The following is a 19,894-nucleotide window of genomic DNA, read 5'->3' on the forward strand; positions in this document are numbered from 1 at the left end:
TCCCGACTTGCGCAGTTTATGAGGAAAACTCGCAACCATGCCCGAGGATTGGCATGTCAAGCGGTCCGAGGCGCCGAGTGGATCACCGAGGCGGGGTGCGCCGTAGATCTAAATTGTTTGCATGGTCTTCGATTTCACGGTGGTGCTGCGCGGCTACGAGCGGACCCAGGTCGACAAGGTCCTCAACCCCGCGCTCGAGGCGCTGGACTCCACCGATGCCTGGCGGCGGGCGGCGGCGCGGGACTCTCTGCGGGACAGCGCGTTCGACACTGTTCTGCGCGGCTACGACCGCGCCCAGGTCGACGCCGCGATCGATGCACTGCGGCAGGCGCTCGACAGCCCGGTGCCGGGCGACGATTTCCGCTCGACGCTGGGGTCGGTGCTGCGCATATTGCAACCCACCGACCAGCTCATCATCGACGAGGTCCGGCGGCTGCGCGAACTGGCCGACCGGCACCACCTCTGAGGGACAGGTCAGCGCGGGAGATCGTCTCGTACGCCTTCGCCCAACAGGTGCGCGCACTGCTGGACAGCGCCCGCTGAGCCGCACGTCCGAGCGGGTCTCTATGGTTGTCGCCATGAACCCTGATCCCCTCGAATCCGAGTCAGGTTTCGCCGGGCTGGGTCTACGGGCGGAACTCCTCAAGGCCCTGAGCACGCTCGGTTACGAAGAGCCCACGCCGATCCAGCAGGAGGCGATTCCCCCGCTGGTGGCCGGCCACGACCTGGTGGGCCAGGCGGCGACCGGCACCGGCAAGACGGCCGCGTTCGCGCTGCCCGTGCTGCAGGGTCTGACGCCCGGTGGCCGCGACTCGGGCCCGGCGGCGCTCGTCCTGGTGCCGACCCGCGAGCTGGCCGAGCAGGTGTCGCAGGCGGTCCACCGGTACGGCCGTGACCTGGGCGTCCGCGTGCTGCCGGTGTATGGCGGGCAGCCCATCGGGCGGCAGTTGCAGGCGCTGGCGCGCGGCGTGGACGTCGTCGTCGGCACCCCGGGCCGGGTGCTCGATCACATCGAGCGGGCCACGCTGCGGCTCGGTGACGTGCGCACGGTCGTGCTCGACGAGGCCGACGAGATGCTCGACATGGGGTTCGCCGAGGACATCGAGGCGATCCTGGCGGAGACTCCCGACGAGCGCCAGACCGTTCTCTTCTCCGCGACGATGCCGCCGCGGATCGACAGCATCGCGCGGCGCCACCTGCGTAATCCCGTACGGATCACGATGGGTCGCAAGCCCGTCGCCCCGGGTGACATTCCGCTGGTGCGGCAAAGCGCGTACATGGTGGCCCGGGCGCACCGGCCCGCCGCTCTCGGCCGGATCCTGGACGTGGAGGCGCCGACCGCGGCGATCGTCTTCTGCCGCACCCGGGAAGAGGTCGACCAGGTCACCGAGACGCTCAACGGCCGCGGCTATCGTGCCGAGGCGTTGCACGGCGGCATGAGCCAGGACCAGCGCGACCGGGTCATGGGCCGGCTGCGCAACGGCAGCACCGAACTGCTGGTGGCGACCGACGTGGCGGCCCGCGGCCTCGACGTCGAGCAGCTCACCCACGTCATCAACTTCAACGTGCCGGCGGCGCCCGAGGCGTACGTGCACCGCATCGGCCGGGTCGGCCGGGCCGGGCGCGAGGGTTCCGCGATCACCCTCGCCGAGCCGCGTGAGCAGCGCATGCTCAAGGCGATCGAGCGGCTCACCGGCCAGCGCATCACCCTGGAGAAGCTGCCGACGGTCACCGACCTGCGGGCCCGGCGGCTGGAGCTGACCCGTACGGCGTTGCAGGCAAGCTTGGAAACCGACGACCTGGAACGCTTCCGGGTCGTCCTGGATTCGCTCACCGACGAGTTCGACGTCGAGAACGTCGCGCTCGCCGCCATCAAACTGCTGCACGAGGCGGCCGGCGGCGACATCGAGGAGGAAGAGATCCCCTCGCCGACGGCCCCGCGCCGCGAGCGCGAGACCAGGCCACCGCGCGGCGGTGGGCAGCGGGACCGCCCGGACGACGGCGTCACCCGGTTGTTCTTCGGCATCGGCCGGCGAGCCGGGCTGCGCCCGCAGGACCTCGTCGGCGCGATCGCCGGCGAGTCCGGGCTCAGCGCCCGCGAGATCGGCGCGATCCAGATCACCGACCGTTTCTCGCTGGTCGAGGTCCCCGAGCCGGCCGCCGACATGGTCATCGCGGCCATGCAACGCAGCACGATCCGGGGCCGGCGACCGACCGTGCGGCGGGAGCGTTTCGTGCGCTGAAGCAAGAATCCACGACGATCGAGCATTCTGAATCCGATGTGTCCGGTGAATTCTTGGGCCCGTGGTCGCAACACCTGTGAAACCGGCGATCGGCATCGAGGTCGCCAAGCCCACCGTCGGCAGCTACATCAAGGATTATTGGGGCCGGGTCCGCGGCGGTGACCTGGGCACACTACCGGCGGTGCTCGGCCTGATCGTGCTGAGCCTGATCTTCGGCATCGCCCGCGACACCTTCTTCAGCTCGCTGAACTTCGCGAACCTGTTCAACCAGAGCGCGCAGGTCGTGTTCATCGCGATGGGCCTGGTGTTCGTCCTGCTGCTGGGCGAGATCGACCTGTCCGCCGGGTACGCCTCCGGGGTCTGCGGCGCCGTGATGGCGATCCTGCTGACCCACCACGGCTGGCCCTGGTACGGGGCGATCGCCGCCGCGCTGCTGTCCGGTCTGGTGATCGGCGTGCTCCTCGGCGTGCTGGTCGCGAAGGTCGGCATCCCGTCGTTCGTGGTGACGCTGGCCGCGTTCCTGGGCTTCCAGGGCCTGCTGCTCGTGCTGCTCGGCGGCGGCACCAACATCACCATCACGAACACGTTCGTGGTCAAGCTCAACAACGGCAACGTGCCGGTGCTGTGGAGCTGGATCCTGGCGATCGTGGCCGTCGCCGCCTACGCGCTGTCGCAGCTCAACAAGGTGCGGACCCGGACGAGGCGCGGGCTGCTCGCCGATCCGATGGGGATCGTGGCCGCCCGGATCATCGCGCTGGCCGTGGTGATCCTGCTGGCGACGTACTTCCTGACCCGGCAGCGGGCGGTCAACCCGGCGATCACCTCGGTCAAGGGCGTCCCGATCGTGGTACCGATTCTCGCGGCGTTCCTGGTGATCTGGACGTTCGTGCTCGGCCGGACGAGTTACGGCCGGCACGTCTACGCGGTGGGCGGCAACTCCGAGGCGGCCCGCCGCGCCGGCATCCCGGTGGACCGGATCCGGATCTCGGTGTTCGTCATCGGCTCGTTCATGGCCTCGATCGGCGGCATTCTCGCGGTCAGCCGGGCCAACTCGGTCGACCCGGCCACCGGCGGCAGCAACATCCTGCTGTACTCGGTCGGCGCCGCGGTCATCGGCGGCACCAGCCTGTTCGGCGGCCGCGGCAAGGCGATCCACGCGATCATCGGCGGCGCGGTCATCGCGGTCATCGACAACGGCATGGGCTTGCTGGGCCTGAGCTCCGGCACGAAGTACCTCTTCACCGGCCTGATCCTGCTGATCGCCGCCAGCGTCGACGCCCTTGCCCGGCGCCGGGCGGGAGCGGCGCCCCGGCCGTGAGGACCGGGGCGCCGCTTACTTAAGGGTTGACGACGACCGGCTTACTTACGGTTGACGACGACCGCGAAGCTGGTGTGCGTCACGTTGCCCGCGGCGTCACGTGCGGTGACCGTCACCGTCGAGCGCCCGACCGGGAACGTCGACCCGGGCGCCTTCGAGTAATGCACGGCCACGGCGCCGTCCCGGTCGTCCGTCGCCTCGGCCACAAACGAAACCCGGGCTCCCGTACGCGATGACGCCGTCACCACGCGTGTGGAAGGCACATAGATCTTGGGCGCCAGGGTGTCGCTGAGATCGACGCCCGCGACCCCGTCCAGGTCCTCACGGTGAGCGAGCACCTGGAAGCCGTTGTCGGTGAGCTTCATGTCGTAGATCTCGCCGCGCGGCGTCCCGCTGCTCATGTGGTTGTGCATGACCATGTGCAGGTTGCCGGCGAAGTCCGTGAACACCGAGCCGTGCCCCTTGTCCGCGAAGATCAGCGGCGGAAGCTGCTCCCACGGCCCGTTGATGTTGCCGGTCCGCGAGATCGCCTGCGTCTCGATGTAGGTGTCGTCACGGTAGGTGGTCCACAGCGAGACCAGGCTTCCGTTCGGCGTGTTGTAGAGCTCGGGACCGTCCGTGACATAGCCGGAGAGCTGCTTCGCCGACAGTTGCTTGTCGTCGGTGACAGAGGTGTACTTCCCGCCGTACAGCGGATCCTGATACCAGGGCGCGTCCGAGGCCTTCCACATGAAGATCGGCTGCCCGGCCGCCTTGGAGAGGTCGCCGGTGAGCGGGAGCGCGTCCATCGTGCCGTCGAGCTTCTGCAGCCACTCGTTGGCGAACACCAGGTACGGCTTGCCGGTCGGGTCCACGTACAGCGTCCCGTCCAGCGTGTCGAAGGTCGGGTCGGTGACCGGAGCCTTGACGTTCATGTCGGTGAACGGCCCCACCGGGGTGTCGGCCACCGCCAGGATGGAGGAGCGCTTGTAGGTGGGCACCCAGCGCGTCGAGTCCGGCCCGCTGACGCTCTCGGCCGTGGTCGCCTTCTGGTTGTCCAGCGTGGTGAACAGGTAATACTTGCCCTGGTAAAGGTGCACCTCGGGCGCCCACGGCGAGTCGTAGGCGTTCCACACGTCCGCACTCGTCGGCACCGTGTAGATCAGCTTCGGCACCGACCAATGCACAAGATCCTTGCTTTGGTACGCCATGACGCCCTTGGCCGCGTTGCCGCTGGTGCCCGAGTTGTTCGCCGTGTAGAGGAAGTACGTCCCGCTGGTCGCGTCGGGCAGGATGTACGGGTCGTGCAGCGGCATCTGCGGCATGGTCAGCGGGAAGCTGGTCGCCAGGTCCGCGGTGCCGGTGGGCGCGGGCTTCGGGTCGGCCGGCTTCGCACCCGGGTGCTCGACGTCGACCACGAAGGACTCCGACGAGCGGTTGCCGGCGGCGTCCTTGGCAGTCACGCGCACGGTCGTCTTCCCGAGCTTGAACTCCGAGTCCGGACGGACCGCGTAGGTCACCGGTACCCAGCCGTCGCGGTCGTCACGGGCGTACGCAAGGAAGTGGACCTTGGCCTTTTTGTCCTTTGTCGTCACCACGCGCGTTGACGGTACGTAGATGTCCGGCGCCTTCGTGTCACGCAGCGTCATGCCGGCGATGCCGTCGAGGTCGGCGCGGTGCCGGTCGAGGGTGAAGCCGTTCGCGGTGAGGCCGGCGTCGTAGATCTCGAGGTGCCCGGCCCCGGTGCCGGACAGGCCGTTGCGGGCCAGCAGTTCCCGCTTGCCGCCGAACGTCGTGAACGACATCGCGCTACCGCGGTCACCGGTCAGCAGGGCCTGCTCCTGCTCCCACGGGCCGTTGATGTTGCCGGTCCGGGAGACGGCCTGCATCTCGACGTACTGGCCCTGCTTCTGGGTGGTCCAGAGCATGACGAGGCCGCCGCCGGGCAGGGTGGTGATCTCCGGGTCGGAGACCTTGAACGGCGAGAGCTGGTCGGTGTTGGCCGCGTTGTACGTGGGATCGGCGCTGGCGAAGTTCCGGTCCTGGTAGAACGCCGCGTCCGAGCCCTTGAACAGGAAGGTCTGGGTGGCGGCGGGCCCGGTCAGATCGCCGGTGAGCCGGACGGCTTCCACGGTGCTGTCGATCTTCTGGATCCAGTCGTGCGCGTCGACCAGGTACGGGGTGCCGTCCGGGTCGACGTACAGCGTGCCGTCCTTGGTCATCAGCGACAGGTCGGTCGGCGGCTTCGCCGGGTTGACGTCGGTGAACGGACCCTTCGGCGAATCGGCCACCGCCAGCACCGTGGCCTCGGGGCTGGTGTCCAGGTAGCGGTTGCCCGAGCTGTCCCAGCCGGAGCCGGTCTTGCCGTGCTCGAGGATGTCCGTGCTGTTGTGCAGGGTGGTGAGCAGGTAGTACTTGCCGTGATACGCGGTGACCTCGGGCGCGGTGGCCGCCTCGTTCGCGTTCCAGGCCCCCTTCGGCACCGAGTAGACGTGGGCCGGCCCGGACCACTTCCGGAGGTCCTTGCTGGTGTAGACCACGATGCCGGTGTCGGAGGTGCTCTGCGCGTAGAGGTAGTAGGTCTTCGAGGCCTGGTCGGCGAGGACGTAGCCGCCACGGCCGTCGATGGACGACAGATTCGCCGACGCCGGGTCGCCGAGATGTCCGTCCGCGACGTCGCCATCGGCGATGGGCTGAGGTGTCGCGGTGCCCGCCGCGGCGATGTGCCGGGGTGTCGCGGTCTCCGCGTTCGCGGCGATCGGCAGGCCCGTCACCGAGACCACCGTCGCTAGTGCGACGCCCAGGACGGCGACTTTACCCCGCCGCCCCGACCACCGGTCGGTCGATCGTTCTCTTGTCACGAACTCACTCCAATGTGCATTCGGACGTCGCCGGCCGGCGCTGCGCCGACCAAATGGCAACGTTGCCATTTCAAGCTAGGCGCGTCTCGATCTTGCTGTCAATGCGCGTGCGGCGTCCTGTTTGCCCCGACTGGCAGTCAGCTCCGACGTGGTTGTTCCTGCGCGAGATCGGGGCGGATCCGGGTGCCGCGCGGGTCCAGGAGCGGTCGCACAACTCCGACTCACCGTTACGGACTGTGCTCCGGCATGTGCCCCCTCGGGCGATCCACACACGAGATCGGCCGCCGAGTTGACCAGCGAGCCGCGTGCTCGCAACGGCTGCACGCCTGGTCACCGCAGCGGCCGCGCACCCCGTCACCGCGGCGGCCGCCGCCTCGTCACCACGGCAGCCGCCGCCTCGCCACCGCAGCGGCCGCCGCCCCGTCACCACAGCGGCCGCCGCCCCATCACCACAGCGGCCGTCGCCCCATCACCACAGCGGCCGTCGCCCCATCACCACAGCGGCCGTCGCCCCATCACCACGGCGGCCGTCGCCTCGTCACCACGGCAGCCGCCGCGTCGTCACCGCAGCGGTCGCCGCCTCGCCACCACGACAACCCACGCCTGGGAACAGAGCGGCCCACGATTCGTCGCCGCAATGGCCCCAACCCGGTCACCATGGTGCCCATGCCTCGTCTCCGCGGTGGCCAGACATCTCGCCTCCACGGTCGCCCCATGCCTCGTCACCGATCCCACTATGTGGCGATCCCGGCCACATCCTGGACTTTCCCGCGACCTTGGAGACCTACGCCCACATACGAGCCATAACTCTCCAAGGTCTACAAAACATCGGAGAAAGCTAGCGAACAAAAGCCGCGAGATGGGACGAATATATACTCCATAGTGGACTCAGATCCCAGATCGCGGACCCGGTGACCACCATGCGGTCGTCAGTCCCGCACAGCGGACGCAGGTCCCACATCGTGGGCCGCACAGGGCGCCCGGCGCTGGTTGACCATGCCGGGTTGCCGGCCGCCGAGCAGCAACACGCGTCCCTTGCCACCGCGCCGCACTTCCGGCCATCGCGCCGCTCCCCCTGGGCCGCCGCTCTCCCGGCACCGCGCCAGTCTCCCGGCCACCCGCGCCGCATTTCCGGCCACACCGCTCTCGCTGCACCACGCCGCTCTCCCGGCACCGCGCCGCTCTCCCGGCCACCCGCGCCGCGCTTCCGGCCACCGCGCCGCTCTCTCGGCCACCGTGGCGAACCCGCTCGCCGAGCCGTCGTTAGCCCGGCAAGAGGAGCGGCCGCGCGTGGCCGTCAGCGGCCGAGTCTTGCTGCGGCGTGCGGCGCGCTGGGGCGGACCGGCCGGGCAATACGCTTGGGGCCATGTCGGACAGCACTGTGAACAGCCGGCGTGCGGGTGCCCGACCGTCCCTGCTCGAGGTGGCCCAGCTCGCCGGGGTCTCCCCCCAGACTGCCTCCCGGGTCGCCAAGGCTTCGGCCCGGGTCCGTCCGACGACACGCGACCGGGTACTCGCCGCCATGACCGAGCTCGGTTACTCCCCGAATCTGGCGGCTCGCGCGCTGCGTGTGGGAAGCTACGGCGCGATCGGCGTGATCGCGCACCAGCTCCACCGCACCGGAGAGTCACTCACCGTGCAGGCGATCGTCGAGGCCGCCCGCCGCGAGGACTACACGGTCAGCCTGGTGGGGATCGACGCGCCGACCCCGTCCGAAGTGAATACGGCGGTGCTGCGGCTGGCCCACCAGTCTATCGACGGGCTGGTGATCATCCGGGCCGAGGACGACACCCCGGCCACCCTGACCGTGCCGCCCGGGCTGCCGGTGGCGGTCTCCGACTCACACCTGGTGGGCCACCATCCCGCCGTCGGCACCGACCACCGGCGGGGATCGCTGCTCGCGGTGAACCACCTCCTGGAGCTGGGGCACCACACCGTGCACCACGTCGCCGGGCCCGAGCATTCCGGCTCGGCCGCCGAACGCACCGAGGCGTGGCGCGACGCCCTTCGCACTGCCGGACGGCCGATACCCGCGCCGGTGGTCGGTGACTGGTCGTCCGCGTCGGGTTACCGGGCCGGGGTCGAGTTCGCCGCCGACCCGGAGGTCACCGCGATCTTCGCGGCGAACGACGAGATGGCCGTCGGAGTGATGAGCGCCCTCGCCGATGCGGGCGTTGCGGTACCCGGCCGGGTGAGCGTGGCCGGCTTCGACGACATCCCCCTCGCGGCCTACGTGCGGCCTGCCCTGACGACCGTCCACCAGGACTTCGACGAGATCGGCCGCACTCTGGTCGACCTGCTGATGCGCCAGATCCGCGACGGTGCACCCCTGACCGACGAGCACCACCTGGTGCCGGCCCGGCTGGTCGAGCGCGCAAGCACCGCGCCACCGGCCCGACGTGGCGCCCGCACCCCCAAATAAGCACCCGAACACCGCGCCGCCCGCCGCACGCAGTCCCCACACCCGGTCCGCACGCAGTCCCCACACCCGGCCGAGCAGCGAGCACCGCGCCACCGGCCCCACGCGGCGCCCGCACCCCAAATGAGCACCCGAACACCGCGCCGCCGGCCCCACCCAGTCCCCACACCCGGCCGAGCACGCGACGCCACGCCGCCCGCCCCACCCAGTCCCCGCACCCGGCCGAGCACCATGCCGCACGCCGCACGCCGCACGCACTGCCCGCACCCGGCTGAGCACCCGAACGCCACGCCGCCCGCCGGCGCAGCGACCGCACTCGGCTGAACGCGCAAACACCGCGCCACCTGCCGCACACAGTGCCCACACCTAGCTGAGCACGCGAACGCCGAGCCGCCCGTCCCACGACGCGCCCGCGCCCGCACCCGCAAATGAGCACCCGAGCACCACGCCGCCGGCCCACGCGGCGCTCGCACCCGGCTGAGCACGCGAACGCCGCGGTGCCCGCCGCCCGCGGTGCCCGCCGCCCGCGGTGCCCGCCGCCCGCGGTGCCCGCCGCCCGCGGTGCCCGCCGCCCGCGGTGCCCGCCGCCCGCGCCCCGCGCTTGAACGCGCGCGCGGCGCGCGGCTAATTAGTTTCGATAATTCAACGTAGACGAATGTCGAAATGGTTCAGATCAAAGGAACCTCAACGGAACCTCAAAGCGCGCACGGAATGTAGCGGACCGATACATCGCAGGCCGCGAAATTACGCAAGATCTTTATGGCTAAGCATCGACGACAGCACTCTGCGTGACGCTTTTCGCCCTTCGTGGATCACCGCGTACTCTTTTCGCCATGCGCATCCAGTGGCAGGTCGTCGACTATTCCTTACAGAACCGAGCAGTGCCGCGTGACCTGCACACCAGTCGCATTGGGACGGTCGAGCCCGACGATATCTCGACACATTTGAAAACTGCCGCCGTGCCGCCCGACAAGCGTAATCCGGCCGTTCTCCGCTTATGGCGTCGCCGTCGAGAGCGCCACCAAGTCTCTTCCCGCGTACGCCCGTACGACCGAGGTGTGACCGCATGAACCCGAACGGTGATCCGCAGTCTTCGCGTGGCCGCGCCAGCGTGCCCGGGGTCGGTGGCTCCGGCCCGGACTCCGGGCAGCCTTCACGACACTCCGGATCCGCGCGCCCCACGCCCGACGCGAACGGCAGCCCCAGCGGCCGCGCGTCGACCGGCGGCGCGCCGGTGGGCCGCGCGTCGGGCTCGGCTTCGCCCGGCGGTGCCTCCGGCTCGGCTTCCCCCGGCCGTGTCTCCGGCTCGGCATCCTCTGGCCGCGCCTCCGGGTCAGCTTCCCCTGGTCGCGCCTCGGGATCGACCTCCCCCGCCGGCGGCTCCGGTTCGGCCTCCCCCGGGCGAACCGCAGGATCGGCCGCACCCGGGCGGGCCGCAGGATCGGCCACACCGGGGCGGGCCGCAGGATCGGCCACACCCGGGCGAGCCGCAGGATCGGCTTCACCCGGCCGCGCCTCCGTCGGCGGCCCCTCTGCGGGCAGCGCCGCGGCAGGCAGCGCGTCCGTCGGCGGCGCCTCGGTAGGCAGCGCCTCAGTAGGCAGCGCATCCGTCGGCAGCGCATCCGTCGGCAGCGCATCCGTCGGCAGCGCCTCAGTAGGCGGCGCCCGCCACGGCCGCGCCGCCGCTCGCGCCACCGTCCCGCCCGGCGGCGGCACACCCGGCAACGGCACACCCCCCACCGGCGGTCGCGGAGGCCGCAAAGACAAGTCGAAGGCCGCGAAACGCCGCCGCCGCATCAACATCCTGACCGCCGCGTCGGCGATCCTGGTCATCATGGTCGGCGCCGGCGTGGTCGGCGGCACCTACTTCTTCGACGACGTCGCGCTGCCGCCGCCGGTCAGCGAGGACCAGGCCAACGTCATCCTCGACGCGCAGGGCAACACGCTGGCCAAAATAGGCGACCAGAACCGCACCGTCGTGCCCGAGCCGAAGATAAACAAGGTGGTCGAGCACGCGGTCGCCGCGGCCGAGGACAAGAACTTCTACACGCACGGCGGCCTCGACTTCAAGGGCATCGCCCGCGCCGCGTGGAACGACGTCACCGGCGGCGAGACGCAGGGTGCGTCGACGATCACCCAGCAGTACGCGCGGCACGTGGCCGACCTCAAGGCCATCAGCATCAACCGTAAGCTGCGCGAGGCGGTGGTTGCCCAGAAGCTGGAGTCCAAGTACACCAAGGACCAGATCATGGGCCTGTACCTGAACTACATCGACCTCGGCGAGGGCCGGTACGGCATCGAGGCGGCGGCCGAGGGCTACTTCGGCAAGTCGGTGCTGACCCCGGCCGGCCAGCCCAACGCGATCACCCCGTACGAGGCGGCGGTTCTCGCTTCGATCATCAAACAGCCATACCCCACCAGCTCGTACGGCGGTTACGACCCGAACTACAACAAGAGCGGCGCGCAGGACCGCTGGCAGTACACGCTGCAGAACATGCTGGAGATGGGGTGGATCACGCAGGCCCAGTACGACCAGCGGAAGTACCCCACCGACATCAAGAAGCCGAGCTCCGGCAAGGCCGACACGTCGCTGAACAAGCCGGTCGACATCATCATCCGGCATGTCCGGGCCGAGCTCAGCACGATGGGCATCAGCCAGGAGCAGTTCGACAAGGGTGGCCTGACCATCACCACGACGATCAACCCGAAGGTGCAGAAGGCCGCCGAGGAAGCGGGATCGCGGCTGAGCAAGACGTCCCCTTTGCACGGTCGGCCGTCGTCATACCAATCCACCGTCATCGGTATCGACCCGAGTAACGGCGAGGTGCTCGGCTATTACGGCGGTGACGATCCGAACGGCACGGATTACGGCGGTTATCTGTCCGGCGACGGATCGAAGATCATCGGTGGTGTGTCACCGGGTTCGACATTCAAGATCTACACCTTGTCGGCGGCCCTGAAGAACGACATCTCCTTCGACACCCGGTGGGACGGCACACAGCCGAAAACCAACGGCACCCCGATCAGCAACGCGGGCCAGGACCCGGGCATCACCTGTCTCGGCCATGGTGGGATCAAGGACTGCACACTCGAGCAGGCGACGATCAAGTCGTACAACTTCGCCTTCTACGACATCGCGCGGGCCATCGGCCGGCAGAAGGTCATCCAGGCGGCCGAGCAGGCCGGCGTCACGCACATGTACACCGACGCCGGGAAGCTGGTCGACCTGAGCAAGACCAACCAGAGCACGTGGCTGTCGTCGGGCTACTTCGACAACGAGGTCGCCTTCGGCCAGTACCGTCTCGTTCCGCTCGAGCACGCCGAGGGTGTCGCCACGGTCGTGGACGACGGCGTGCACCATGCGGCCCACTTCATCAAGACGGTGAAGGAGGTCGACGCCGACACGGGCAAGACCCAGGTGGTTGGCCAGCAGAAGGAGGCCGGTAACCGGGTCTTCGACGCCGACCAGATGTCCAACCTCGAGGGCGTGATGAAGGAGATCGTCGACGCCGACCACCGCGACCTGGCCGACGACCGGGTGGGAATCGCCAAGAGCGGCACGTGGGAGTACAAGGAGGGCAGCGGTGACTGCTGGTTCGTCGGCGGCATCCCGCAACTCGCGGCCACGGTCTGGGTCGGCGCGGCCCACAACAAGATCGAGCTGAAGGAGAAGAACGGCAAGGACAACATGTTCGGCGCCGACGAACCGGCGGAGATCTGGAAGAAGTTCCTGGACACCGCCTCGAAGGCGATGGGCTGGTCCAACGAGTCCTTCCCCAAGCGGGTGGAGACCGGTGACCCGGACAGCCAGTTCCAGAACGGCCAGAAGCCCCCGCCCCCGCCCGTCCAGCAGCCGCAGCAGCCGCAACAGCAGTGCGTGCTTGGCTTCGTCGGCGACTGCCCCGGCAACAACGGAGGCGGAAACAACGGAGGCGGTAACAACGGCGGCGGCGGCAACAATGGCGGTGGCGGCAACAACGGAGGCGGCGGCAATAACGGCGGTGGCGGGAACAACGGCGGCGGGAACAACGGCGGCCCGATCCCCGGTGGGAACGACCTGCCGGGCAACGGGCCGGTAACCAACGGGCTCCAACCAACGGGATAAGGACCTGCAAGATCCGGAAACCGGGTTGAGGCGTACGGCAATGATCTGATCCCCTACATCGATGGATGGTTTACGGGGACTCGTCGCGAAAGTATTGCCTCCACCCGGTCTGCCCCGGACGTTGGCCGCCCAGTCGGCGGTCTACGGCCTGGGCAACGGGACCTATGTGGCCGGTAGCGTGGTGTTCTTCAGCCTGTACACGGGGCTGTCGCCGACCGCGATCGGGATCGGCTTCTCGTTCGCCGGGCTCCTGTCGCTGGTCGGATCGCTGCCGTTCGGCCACCTCGCCGACCGGATCGGCGGCCGGCACACCTGGGCGCTGGGATCGCTGCTGGCCGCGGCCGCCTTCGTGACATACCCGCTGGTGCACACGTTCTGGGCGTTCCTCGTGACACTCGGCGTGGTGACCGTCGGCGAGACCCTGGCGAACGCCGGCCGCAACGTTTACACGGCCGCGGCGGTGCCCCCGGAGATCCGGGTGCGGACCATGGCGTTCGTACGGGCGTACCTCAATGTGGGTTTCACCGCGGGCGCCGGACTGGCCGCCGGCGCGCTGGCCATCGGCACCCGGTGGGCTCTGGTTGGTCTGGTGCTGGTCGCGGCCGCCGGCATGACGGTCAACACGCTGGTCGTGATGCGGATGCCGCAGGCGCTCGTGGACCGGGCTCCGGGACGGCGACCCAGTCCGTGGGGCGTGCTGCGCGACCATCCGTACACGGCGTGGGCCGCCGTCATCGGGATGCTCTGGCTCAATCAGAACGTCCTCAACGAATTGATTCCCCTGTGGGCGGTCACCCGCACCGACGCGCCCCGGCCGGTGCTCGGCGGCCTGATCGCGCTCAACACGGTGATGGCCGTGCTGCTGCAGGTACGGGCAACCCGCGGCGCCGACAGCCTGCCCGGATCGGTGCGGCTGACCCGCTGGGCGGCGCTGGCCACGGCGATCGCGTGCCCGGTGATCGCGGTGACCGGGCGTACGCACGGCTGGGTGACCGTGGCCGTGCTGGCCGCCGCGGTGATGCTGACGACCGCGACCGAGCTGTGGATGTCGGCGGCGCAATGGTTCTTCGCGACCGAGGTGCCGCCGGCCGCGCAGCGCGGCGCGTACCAAGGTGCGACCAAGTCGGTCGGCGGCCTGTTTACCATGGTCGGACCGGCCGCGATGACCTATCTGGCGATCACCACGGGTGGCTGGGGCTGGTGGGTCGTTGGTGCGTTCTTCGGCGTGTGCGCGGTCGTGATCGGGCCGATCGTGGCGTGGATCGAGCGGACACCCCGCAACGGCGACCTCGTGGCCGCTACGGCCTGATGCTTTGCGCGTGGTGGAAGAAGTCGTCCGGGTCGTAGCGCCGCTTGATCCCCCGCAGCCTCGGATAGTTGGTGCCGTAGTAGGCGCTGGGCCAGTCCGCGAGCTCGGTGTCGGCGTAGTTCTGGTACACCTCACCGGTCAGGTGCGGGCCCAGCGCCCCGGCGAGGTCGTCGGCCCAGGCCACGTTGGCGGCGGTGTCCGCGTCGTCCTGCCACAACGAAACCACCGACACGTAATGCAGCGCCGATCGGTGGACGAACGCGGTGGCGTCGGCCGGCACACGCGCGATGGCGCCGCCCGCGAGCAGGTCAAGGCGGATCATCGAGTATCCCGAGCGGCGCCGCGCGAAGTGCTCGAGCATCGTGCCGAACGCATCGTCGTCAAACCCTCGGTCATGGAAATAGCCGCCGCGCCACCGCGACTGAAGACCGTAGGGAATCTCCTCGCCGAGCGCCCGCATCAGCTCGAGATACGACAGTTCGCCGAACGTATCGGCCGACGGCTTGCCGAACGAGCGGACCGGCGCGAGGGCGGCCGCGGCCTCGGCGGGCGGACCGACGTACAGCCCGTACAGGGTGATCGCCGCGTCACCGTCGGGATACGGGTCGGTGCCGAGCAGCAGGCACAGCGCCAGCCGGTCGTCGTCGCGGTCCGCGTACAGGTCGCGGTACATCCGGAACACGTCCTCCGCCTGCGCGACCGGCCAGCTGATGAACCCGCCCACCACGGTCTTCGGCACCTGGTCGAGCCGGTATCGCAGCCGGGTCACCACCCCGAAACCCGCGCCACCGGCCCCGCGTAGCGCCCACAAGAGATCCGGGTGTTCGTCCTCGGTCACCCGCAGCACCCGGCCGCCGGCGTCGACCATCTCCGCCTCGACGATGTGGTCACAGCCCAGCCCGAAACGCCGGCTCAGCAGCCCGTATCCCCCGCCCAGGCTGTACCCGGCGTTACTGACGGTCGGGCACTCACCACCCGGCACCGCCCAACCGGACGGCACCCCGTCAAAACCATCGACCGAGATTTCCCCGTACGTGATTTCGTCGATGTCCCGCCAGCCGGCGCCGGGGCCAACCGTGACCTCGGCGGCGTCCCGGTCGAGGGCGATGCCGCGCAGGCCGCCGACGTCGATGACCAGTCCACGCTCGACCAGCGACAAACCGCTCGCGTGGTGGCCGCCGCCGCGCACGGCCACCGGCAGCCCGGCGTCGCGGGCGAAGCGCACCGCGGTCACCACGTCCCGAGTGTCGGCGCATCGGCACAGCACCGCGGGCCGGGTGCGGATCCGGGTATTGAACAGGACGCGGGCGGCTTCATAGCCCGGGTCGTACTCGGACCGGATGTCGCCGCGGAAGTCCTGGCGAAGAGCCGTGAGATCGGGCCGCACGGATTCGCATTCTCCGCCGTTATGTGAAGAGGTCAAGCAGAAGTGCCCGACCGGGCCGCCCGATCTCGACGCCAAGCCCTACAGTGTGCGGACCCATCGAAAGAGGAGAGTGCCGTGGCCGAGACACCACCGGTGAACCGAGCTGCCTCGGACACCGAGCCGGCGCCCCAGCTGCTGGTCATGCCGCCGACCCCGGCGATCCCGTCCATGGTCTGGCCCGGGCGTGCCGGCGAGCCGGCGTGGGCGATTCCGGTGCAGATCGCGCCGGGCACGCAGGGTTACGCGGTGTTCCTGCCGATGGTTCCGGTGCCGCAGCAAGCCCCGGCGGCGACCACCCCAAAGCCCGCAGAGGCCACCTCAAAACCGACGGAGGACGCCACCTCAAAGCCGGCGGAGGGCGCCACCTCAAAGCCGGCGGAGGCTGGCGACGCAAAGCCGGCCAAGCCCGTCGCCACAACGCCCGCGAACCCGGTCGCCACAACGCCCGCGAACCCCGTCGCCGCAAGGCCCGCGGACGCCAGCGGGGACGGAGCGACAACCGTCCCGGCCCAGGCGAACGGCGGCGCGGCGACATTCCCCGTCCCGGCTCCGACGAACGGCGGCGCGACTGCCGTTCCGGCCGCCGGCGCGCGACCCCCGAGGCCGTGGGAGGACCGCGGCGCCGCCGCCATCCACATACCGCCTCCGGTAACCATCGGTATCGCCGGCCCATATCGCCCGGCCCCGACGCCGTGGCAGACCTGGCGGGACAAGCACTGGCGCGGCCCGTCGGCCGCCAAGGGCCGTGCCGTCCCGGCCGCCGTGCTGACCGGAGCGCTTGGCCTTGCCATCTTCGTGCCGCTGACCCGCTCCGGCATCGGCTGGTTCCTCGGCTGGCTCGTCCTGGTCGCGGGCATCGTCGCGGCCGTCCGGCGCACCGCCGTCCTGGAACGATCCGAGCGCTGGACCCGAATCGGCTTCGCCGCCGCGGCGCTCGCGCTCCTTGCCATCCCGGCCTTCCGTAACGCCTGGTGGCTGGTCACGTTCAGCGTGCTCGGCGCGCTCGGCTGTTCGGCGCTGGCCGTCGTGGGCGGCCGGGGCATCCGGTCCATCCTGTTCAGCGCGGTGGCCGTCCCGTACGCGGCGGTCCGCGGCCTGCCGTGGGTGCGCAACCACCTGCACGCCACGCACAACCCGGGAATCGCCCGCCGGGTCGGCTTCTCGATCGGCCTCACCCTGTTGGTGCTGCTCATCTTCGGCGGGCTGCTGTCGTCGGCCGACGTCGCGTTCTCGACGCTGCTCGGCCGGGCGGTGCCCGACCTCGACGGCGGGTCGGTGTTCAGCTGGATCTTCCTGGCGGTGATGGGCGCGTTGATCGCGGTGGCCGGCACCTACACGCTGTCGGCCCCGCCCACGACCTCCAGCCTGGACACCGACGGCCGGCGCCGGTTCGGCCTGGTCGAGTGGGCACCGGCCACCTCCGCGCTGATGCTGCTCTTCGTCGGCTTCGTGGTGGTGCAGTTCGCGGTGTTGTTCGGTGGGCGCCGGCACGTGCTGACCACCTCCGGCCTCAGCTACGCGCAGTACGCCCGCAGCGGCTTCTGGCAACTGGTCGCCGTCACGCTGCTGACCGTCGCCGTGCTCGGCGCGGTGGCTCGCTGGGCCCGTCGCGACCGCCCGATCGAACGGCTCCTGCTCCGGATCCTGCTCGGCCTGCTCTGCGGGCTCAGCGTCGTCATCGTGGCGTCCGCGTTGTCCCGCATGTGGACCTACCAGAAGGTCTACAGCTTCACCGGGGAGCGCATCTTCGTGATGTCGTTCGAGCTGCTCCTGGGCGTCGTCTTCGTGATGATCGCGGCGGCCGGTGTGCGCTGGCGGGGACGGTGGATCCCGCGGGCCACCGTCGGGCTCACCGTGCTGATGCTGCTCGGCCTCGCGGTCCTGGACCCGGAGAACTACGCGGCCGACCGCAACATCGTCCGCTACGAACAGGCCGGCAAGATCGACGCCTGGTATCTGCGGGCCCTGTCCGCCGACGCGACTCCCGCTCTGACTCGTTTGCCCGATCCCGTACGCCGGTGCACCCTGAGCTGGATCGCCGACGACCTGGCGAAGCCCGACCCGTGGTACGCCTGGAACCTGGGCCGCTCGCAGGCCCGCAAGGCGCTCGCCGACCTGGGCCCGAACGCGGTCGGCAACCACGCGGACTGCCGCGCCGCCGACCAGTTCGACCTGCCCAAGACCCGCCGCTGAGCAGCCCGCTCAGCCGGTCGGTGGCACGCGCTGCACGGCCGTGAACGCGACGCTCAGCAGCCCGGCCCGGGTCTGGACGTGATAGCGGGTGCGTCCGCGTTTGACCACGGTGCCGGACAGGTCGGCGTAGCGGCCGGTGCCGGTCAGCCGGACCCGCTCGCCGATCTGCAGCGGGATCGGCGCGGGCCCCGGCGCGGTCCGGCCGGCCCGGATGCGGGCCAGCTCGGCCTCGTAACGCGGGTCCATCGGCGCCGGAAGCCCCTGATGTGACCAGGTGTAGATCGCGGACGTGTTGAACCCGGAATAGCAGTCGCGGCACGACTTGACCCGGATCGGCCGGCGATGCGCTGTGGTGCGGTGACCGGCCGGGCACACCCCGGCCCACGGTCCCTCGACGCTGGGCGCGTCCGGCGGCATGCATCGCTCGCCCGAGGCGCCGATCCGGCGTGCGGTCGCCCGCCAGGCACGGTCATGTCCGTGGCGCGGGCCGACCAGGGCGTGTGCGATCTCGTGCAGCACCGTCTCGGTGACCTGCTCAACCTCGTACAGGGAAATCAGTGGGCCGGAGAGACCGATCTCCTTGCGGTCGAAGCGGCACACCCCGGCGCGGGTCTTGGCGTTGTCGAAGACCAGGCGCCAGCCGGTCAGCCGGTGACGCGCCATCAGGTCGGAAGCGAGCCGTCTCGCCTTGGTCAGTTCCAACCCCGCCGCTCCCCGTCGACTCGCACGATGCCAGACGATGGTGCCACGCGGGCCGCGAGACCGATGGCCCGGACGCGCGACTTGGATCTAGCTCACCCCGGCGCGAACAAAGCGCGCACGACGCGAGCAGAATGCGGCTTTTCTCCGAATTGGGCACCGCGAGACGCCAGCCCCGATCAACAAACCCGAGCGCCACCGGTCAGAACCAGGCGGAACCCCTTGCCCGCTCGCCCCCAAATCGCCGCACCGACCAGGGAGACTCCCGGGCCTGAAAGCGCACGTCGAGGGGCACTCTGGCGAGGTCGGCTTCATCATGCAGAGAGCTGAGCCACCATGTCCAACCATTACAGCGCGGCCAATCTCCGGTTCCCCGGCGACGACGCACGTCTGGACTTCACCGACCTGTACGCCTTCACCTCGCCCGACGATCACGGCAAGACCGTCCTGATCATCGACCTCAACCCGTACACGACCGGGATGAGCGCGATGCCCCCGTTCCTGATGAAATCGGAGTTCCATCCCGACGGCATCTACCGGATCAACATCGACACCGACGGTGACTCGCGGGCCGACGCCGCGTTCACGTTCATCTTCTCCGAGTTCAAGGACGGCAGGCAGACCGGCACCGCGTACTTCGCCACCGGCAGCCAGGCCCGCGAGCCCGACGCCGTCGGCCAGGTGCTGATCAGCGGCGTGCCGGTCGGCTTTGACGCCGGCGCGGAGCCGGTCGAGGCCGGCCCGATCCGGCTGTTCATCGGGGTGCGCAGCGACCCGTTCTTCGCCGACGCGGACGGCTCCTTCCACGGCTTCCGGTGGACCGGCCAGGACGCGTTCGCCGACCGGAACATCCTGTCCATCGCGCTGGAGGTCCCGAACGAGATGCTCAGCGTCCACTCGGCGATCGGGCTGTGGGCCACCGTCGGCGTGCGGCGCGACGGCGAGATCATCCAGGTGGATCGCGGCGGGCACCCGACGATCAACCCGTTCATCAACCCGAACAACGTCAAGAACGAGTACAACCTGCGGCAGCCGTCCGACGACCTGGCGAACTACCTGGAGTTGTGGTCCAAGCTGCTGGAGAGCAACGGCTACTCGCCGGCCGAGGCGCAGAAGGCGGCCCTGATCGTGCTGCCCGACATCCTGCGGTACGACCGTTCGCAGCCGGCCGGCTACCCGAACGGCCGCGCGCTGACCGACGACGTGTTCAGCGCCCGTTTCGCCTGGCTGACCAACGGCAAGGTCGGGCCCGACGGGCTGCAGCCGCACGACGACATGCTGAAGGAGTTCCCCTACCTCGGCCCGCCGAACCGCTACCCGGGGGCGTGACGCTCCGAGGCCG

General features: G+C 69.9%; 12 protein-coding genes. 9 read left to right on the plus strand and 3 right to left on the minus strand.

The genetic code is table 11. The annotated features are described in order from the left end of the window. Positions 1-121: 121 nt before the first annotated feature. From HH310_RS01940 to HH310_RS01950, 3 genes are all read left to right on the plus strand, one after another. Complete coding sequence (locus tag HH310_RS01940; protein WP_169173599.1) at positions 122-466, plus strand: DivIVA domain-containing protein; 345 nt, start codon at positions 122-124, stop codon at positions 464-466. 112 nt (positions 467-578) lie between these two features. After that, a complete protein-coding gene (locus HH310_RS01945) occupies positions 579-2,243 on the plus strand; it encodes a DEAD/DEAH box helicase (protein ID WP_169173600.1) in 1,665 nt (554 codons plus the stop codon). 61 nt (positions 2,244-2,304) lie between these two features. Further along, positions 2,305-3,561, plus strand: coding sequence for a sugar ABC transporter permease (locus HH310_RS01950; protein WP_169173601.1), 1,257 nt, complete (start codon positions 2,305-2,307; stop codon positions 3,559-3,561). A 41-nt stretch (positions 3,562-3,602) separates the two neighbouring features. Here HH310_RS01950 and HH310_RS01955 read toward each other — a convergent pair whose 3' ends face one another. Further along, positions 3,603-6,401 carry a family 43 glycosylhydrolase gene (locus tag HH310_RS01955; RefSeq protein WP_169173602.1) on the minus strand — a complete coding sequence of 933 codons (2,799 nt, stop codon included), beginning with the start codon at positions 6,399-6,401 and terminating at the stop codon, positions 3,603-3,605. 1,366 nt (positions 6,402-7,767) lie between these two features. On the opposite strand from HH310_RS01955, the gene HH310_RS01960 reads away from it, so the two are divergent. The 4 genes from HH310_RS01960 (at position 7,768) to HH310_RS01975 (ending at position 14,234) form a co-directional block, all read left to right on the plus strand. Next, positions 7,768-8,823, plus strand: a complete 1,056-nt coding sequence (locus HH310_RS01960) for a LacI family DNA-binding transcriptional regulator (RefSeq protein ID WP_169173603.1) — start codon at positions 7,768-7,770, stop codon at positions 8,821-8,823. An 830-nt stretch (positions 8,824-9,653) separates the two neighbouring features. Further along, positions 9,654-9,890: a DUF5318 family protein gene (locus tag HH310_RS01965; protein ID WP_169173604.1), complete on the plus strand. Its 237-nt coding sequence runs from the start codon at positions 9,654-9,656 to the stop codon at positions 9,888-9,890. A gap of 764 nt (positions 9,891-10,654) precedes the next feature. Then, a complete protein-coding gene (locus HH310_RS01970) occupies positions 10,655-12,925 on the plus strand; it encodes a transglycosylase domain-containing protein (RefSeq protein WP_248293556.1) in 2,271 nt (756 codons plus the stop codon). 61 nt (positions 12,926-12,986) lie between these two features. Continuing rightward, positions 12,987-14,234, plus strand: a complete 1,248-nt coding sequence (locus HH310_RS01975) for an MFS transporter (protein WP_169173606.1) — start codon at positions 12,987-12,989, stop codon at positions 14,232-14,234. On the opposite strand, the gene HH310_RS01980 is transcribed toward HH310_RS01975, so the two are convergent. Further along, on the minus strand, positions 14,224-15,621 hold the full coding sequence (locus HH310_RS01980; RefSeq protein WP_169173607.1) for an FAD-binding oxidoreductase: 1,398 nt from the start codon (positions 15,619-15,621) through the stop codon (positions 14,224-14,226). The two genes, HH310_RS01975 and HH310_RS01980, sit on opposite strands and share 11 nt — an antisense overlap. Before the next feature lie 114 nt (positions 15,622-15,735). Here HH310_RS01980 and HH310_RS01985 point away from each other — a divergent pair, with 114 nt between their 5' ends. Next, positions 15,736-17,853 (plus strand): DUF4153 domain-containing protein, encoded by a 2,118-nt coding sequence (locus tag HH310_RS01985; protein ID WP_312033753.1) that lies wholly within the window; start codon positions 15,736-15,738, stop codon positions 17,851-17,853. A gap of 9 nt (positions 17,854-17,862) precedes the next feature. Here the strand turns inward: HH310_RS01985 and HH310_RS01990 are convergent, their stop codons facing one another. Beyond that, on the minus strand, positions 17,863-18,555 hold the full coding sequence (locus HH310_RS01990) for a SprT-like domain-containing protein (RefSeq protein ID WP_169173608.1): 693 nt from the start codon (positions 18,553-18,555) through the stop codon (positions 17,863-17,865). A gap of 333 nt (positions 18,556-18,888) precedes the next feature. Here HH310_RS01990 and HH310_RS01995 point away from each other — a divergent pair, with 333 nt between their 5' ends. Beyond that, positions 18,889-19,881, plus strand: coding sequence for a DUF4331 family protein (locus tag HH310_RS01995; RefSeq protein WP_169173609.1), 993 nt, complete (start codon positions 18,889-18,891; stop codon positions 19,879-19,881). The last annotated feature ends 13 nt before the right edge of the window (positions 19,882-19,894 follow it).

The sequence above is a fragment of the Actinoplanes sp. TBRC 11911 genome (assembly GCF_012933445.1).
In the GTDB taxonomy this organism is placed as follows: Bacteria; Actinomycetota; Actinomycetes; order Mycobacteriales; family Micromonosporaceae; genus Actinoplanes.

What these genes read in the sequence shown, in the direction of transcription:
- HH310_RS01940 (WP_169173599.1), top strand. Translation starts at nt 122, where the DNA reads ATGGTCTTCGATTTCACGGTGGTGCTGCGCGGCTACGAGCGGACCCAG.
- HH310_RS01945 (WP_169173600.1), top strand. Translation starts at nt 579, where the DNA reads ATGAACCCTGATCCCCTCGAATCCGAGTCAGGTTTCGCCGGGCTGGGT.
- HH310_RS01960 (WP_169173603.1), top strand. Translation starts at nt 7,768, where the DNA reads ATGTCGGACAGCACTGTGAACAGCCGGCGTGCGGGTGCCCGACCGTCC.
- HH310_RS01965 (WP_169173604.1), top strand. Translation starts at nt 9,654, where the DNA reads ATGCGCATCCAGTGGCAGGTCGTCGACTATTCCTTACAGAACCGAGCA.
- HH310_RS01970 (WP_248293556.1), top strand. Translation starts at nt 10,655, where the DNA reads ATGGTCGGCGCCGGCGTGGTCGGCGGCACCTACTTCTTCGACGACGTC.
- HH310_RS01975 (WP_169173606.1), top strand. Translation starts at nt 12,987, where the DNA reads ATGGATGGTTTACGGGGACTCGTCGCGAAAGTATTGCCTCCACCCGGT.
- HH310_RS01995 (WP_169173609.1), top strand. Translation starts at nt 18,889, where the DNA reads ATGTCCAACCATTACAGCGCGGCCAATCTCCGGTTCCCCGGCGACGAC.